General features: G+C 48.9%; 2 protein-coding genes and 1 pseudogene. All 3 read left to right on the top strand.

Going from position 1 to position 4236, the window contains the following annotated elements; translation table 11 throughout:
- Positions 1-278: 278 nt before the first annotated feature.
- On the top strand, positions 279-416 hold the full coding sequence (locus O9332_RS21065) for a hypothetical protein (protein WP_002764279.1): 138 nt from the start codon (positions 279-281) through the stop codon (positions 414-416).
- Between the two features lie 274 nt (positions 417-690).
- Positions 691-837 (top strand): annotated as a pseudogene (locus tag O9332_RS21060) (DUF4347 domain-containing protein); the annotation flags it as partial.
- Between the two features lie 188 nt (positions 838-1025).
- A complete protein-coding gene (locus tag O9332_RS21055) occupies positions 1026-3896 on the top strand; it encodes an ELWxxDGT repeat protein (protein WP_288027249.1) in 2871 nt (956 codons plus the stop codon).
- The last annotated feature ends 340 nt before the right edge of the window (positions 3897-4236 follow it).

Raw genomic sequence — 4236 nt, 5'->3', positions numbered from 1 at the left:
AAGTTCCTTTAGATGTGGAACAATACCTGAATAAAGTTTCGGTACTATCTACATTACAAGAGATTGTTAAATTAGCAGCTACCGCTAATTCTCTCGCAGAATTTAAGCAGTCTTTGGCAAAAATCAATATCTAGAAAACGGGTTTCTTTGAGAACCTATTTAGAAAACGGGTTTCTCCTTTAAGAAACCCGTTTTCTGTAAATTTTTGTTATATCCCCCTTGAAAAATTGGCGATTCTTTGCACAAAATAGTCGCATTAATCTTTTGCGGTCAGTGTCATGACTTCTACCCTGTTGCCGAGCTTTCCTGCTGTTGACGATGTTTTGTGCAATTTTGCTCAATCTGATGGCTTTGTTCAAGCTAATCAGGTGGATAGTGTGAGAAATCAGCGTTTAACCGCACCGAATTTAATTTGATTTTCTCTGATTCATGAATAAACCTGATGAAAAAAAAAAAAAAAAAAATAAGCATATTTTATATTCTATTGACGGTAGAAAAAAACGCTCTCAAGATGGTAGAAACGATTAATTGATGGTTTGACAGTCTTCAAGCCTAACCTAGACTGGCTGCGGTTGCGGAAAACAGGCTGACTCGGCTGAATAAATAATATTAAAGCAGCTTGTGGGCAATGCCCACCCTACACCACTCACCAGGAACCCTTGTATTATGTCTCGCCAAACCAATCTCAACCAGTCCGTAGTTTTCCTCGATGCTGGTGTTAGCGATTATCAAAGTCTCCAAGCTGGGGTAATTCCAGAAGTCGCCACCGTTATTCTCTCTGCCAATCAAGACGGAATCGAACAAATATCCGCTTTTTTACCACTGTTGAAACCTTAGATTTGTCGGAGTTGCAGACATCTGGGGTTTTTCAGCCAGATATACCCTTCTTTGCCAGCTTAAGTACCTAAGCAAAATTAATGACACAAATCTAACCCCCCCCTTGCTCCTTGCCTATCTTCACTAGGAAATTTATTTTGCACGACTACTTAACTGTTTAATTTTCACCCTTTATTCAGGAAAAAATCATGTCAACTCCTTTTTTAGTTAAAGATATCAACCCCGGTTCCGTTGGCTCCTACCCCGGCTTTCTAACGGCGGTGGGCAACACCCTGTTCTTCCAGGCCTATGACGGCAACGATATTGAATTGTGGAAAAGCGACGGCACGGCCTCCGGTACGGTTTTGGTCGCCGACATCAGCTTCGGTGACTTCTCCCCCTATCTAACGGCGGTGGGCAACACCCTGTTCTTCCAGGCCTATGACGGCGAGAACGGTCGGGGGTTGTGGAAGAGCGACGGCACGGCGGCCGGTACAGTTCTGGTCGCCTACTTCAACTCCCCCCGCTATCTAACGGCAGTGGGCAACACCCTCTTCTTCCGGGCCAATGACGGCGTGAACGGTTATGAATTGTGGAAAAGCGACGGCACGACGGCCGGTACAGTTTTGGTCAAAGATATCAACCCCGGTTCCTATCTCTCCTCCTCCGACCCCCGCAATCTAACGGCGGTGGGCAACACCCTGTTCTTCCAGGCCTTTGACGGCGTGAACGGTACTGAATTGTGGAAAAGCGACGGCACGGCGGCGGGTACGGTTTTGGTCAAAGACATCCGCCTCGGTTCGGGGGGCTCCAGCCCCTACTATCTAACGGCGGTGGGCAACACCCTGTTCTTCACTGCCGGGGACGGCGTGAACGGTCGGGAATTGTGGAAGAGCGACGGCACGGCGGCCGGCACGGTTCTGGTCAAAGACATCCGCCCCGGTTCGTTTGGCTCCTACCCCATCCTTCTAACGGTGGTGGGCAACACCCTGTTCTTCCAGGCCTTTGACAGCGTGAACGGTACTGAATTGTGGAAAAGCGACGGCACGGCAGCCGGCACGGTTTTGGTCAAAGATATCCGCCCCGGTGCCTCTAGCTCCAACCCCCAAAACCTGAGAGTAGTGGGCAGCACCCTGTTCTTCAGTGCCTATGACGGCGTGAACGGTGAGGAATTGTGGCAGAGTGACGGCACGGCGGCCGGTACGGTTCTGGTGGGCGACATCCGTCCCGGTTCCTATGGCTCCTACCCCTTCTCTCTAACGGCGGTGGGCAACACCCTGTTCTTCCAGGCCTATGACGGCGTTAACGGTCAGGAATTGTGGGCCTTAAATGTGGGTGGTCCCACAGTTCCCACCCTCGCCATTGCCGCCACCAGTGCCAGTCAAACCGAGGGCAACAGTGGCAGTAAAGCCTTTACTTTCACCGTCACTCGTGCGGATAACACCACCGGAAGCAATAACGTCAACTGGGCAGTTACCGGCAGCGGCAGCAATCCCGCCAATGCCACTGATTTTGTCGGAGGAGTGTTACCATCAGGAACCGTGAGTTTTGCAGCGGGGGAAACCTCAAAAGTAATTACTGTTAACGTTCAGGGAGATACAACGGTAGAACTGAACGAAACCTTTACTGTCACCCTCTCCAATGCCACCAACGGTGCTACTATTACCACCGCTACTGCCACGGGAACCATTCAAAATGATGATGTAGCAATCCCCACCCTCGCTATTGCCGCCACCAGTGCCAGTCAAACCGAGGGCAACAGTGGCAGTAAAGCCTTCACCTTCACCGTCACTCGTGCGGTTAATACCACGGGAAGCAATAACGTCAACTGGGCAGTTACCGGCAGCGGCAGCAATCCTGCTAATGCCACTGATTTTGTTGGGGGAGTGTTACCCAGTGGGGTAGTAAGTTTTGCGACGGGGGAAACCTCAAAAGTGATTACTGTTGACGTTCAGGGAGATACAACGGTAGAACCGAATGAAAACTTTACCGTCACCCTCTCCAATGCCACCAACGGCGCTACTATTACCACCGCTACTGCCACGGGAACCATCAATAATGATGACTTTATCGGTACTTCTGGCCCCGACACCCTTGCGGGAACCTCTGGAGCAGATGCCTTGACTGGATTAGCCGGAAATGATATTTATACGGTAAATAACGCCGGGGATTTGGTCATTGAAGCTCTCAACCAGGGAACCGATACCGTGCAAGCTGCCATTTCCTACACCCTAACCGATAACGTTGAAAATCTTACTCTTACGGGAACCGCTAACCTCAATGGTACAGGAAATAACCTCAATAACATTCTGACAGGTAATAGTGGTAATAACATCCTGACAGGTTTAGCTGGTAATGATAGCCTTGATGGAAAAGCTGGTGCAGATACAATGATTGGTGGTCTGGGAAATGATACTTACACCGTAGATAATACGGGGGATATAGTTACAGAAAACCTCAATGAGGGAACTGATACCGTGCAAGCTTCCATTTCCTACACCCTAACCGATAACGTGGAGAATCTCACTCTTACGGGAACCGCTAACCTCAATGGTACAGGCAACAACCTCAATAACATTCTGACAGGTAATAGTGGTAATAACATCTTAACGGGTAATGAAGGTAACGATACCCTCAATGGTGCTGCTGGAATCGATACTTTAACCGGTGGGACGGGGACAGACATCTTCATCTTCCAGTTTGGTCAGTCCACCGCAGCAGCCCTAGACCGAGTTACGGATTTTGCCATTGGTGATGATAAGATTGACCTGCTTAGTCAAGCTGGTGGGGCCATTAATGCCCCTGTCGCTTTTACCCGGGCCGCAGATAGCACCACGACCAATATTAACACCATTGTTACTAACGTCTTTACCGATGCTAATGGCGCAACAGCCGGAAATCAAGCTCTCGGAATTAACAGTGCTGTTTTAGTGCGGGACAATAGTTCTTCTACTTACCTAATTATCAACGACGGTACGGCGGGTTTCCAAAGTGCTAATGATTTGGTGATTAATCTGACTGGGTTAACGGGTACTTTACCGGCGCTCGGTACTATTGCGGTCAATAGTTTCTTTGTCTAAATTAATGGGGGGGATTCTTAAATCGAGTTCCCCCATTCACCAGTCATCAACTCATCGGCTCTGACAGGCGATCGCCATTGGTGTGAGTTTCAAACGTAAGCGTCAAAGTTGATCACAGGGAAGGAAATGGCGATCGCAGTGGGAGGCGGTCACTATGGCGTAAACTCAAGGGGGATTAGTGCAATCAGTAACGTTTAGTTCTTGACATCCTCGCCGCCCTAAAAGTGCGGCGATTCCTAAACCTCACGATTTAAGTTTCTGCTTCCACCACCGTCGCATACCACAGTTAAAAAACCATGTACTGTCTTACACAGAGTCCACAGACTTTCGCCCCATTTCA

Source organism: Microcystis sp. LE19-10.1B (assembly GCF_027530565.1).
In the GTDB taxonomy this organism is placed as follows: Bacteria; Cyanobacteriota; Cyanobacteriia; order Cyanobacteriales; family Microcystaceae; genus Microcystis; species Microcystis aeruginosa.
Note: the sequence above shows the minus strand (reverse complement) of the source record. Positions and strands in the feature narration are given on the sequence as shown.

What these genes read in the sequence shown, in the direction of transcription:
- O9332_RS21065 (WP_002764279.1), top strand. Translation starts at nt 279, where the DNA reads ATGACTTCTACCCTGTTGCCGAGCTTTCCTGCTGTTGACGATGTTTTG.
- O9332_RS21055 (WP_288027249.1), top strand. Translation starts at nt 1,026, where the DNA reads ATGTCAACTCCTTTTTTAGTTAAAGATATCAACCCCGGTTCCGTTGGC.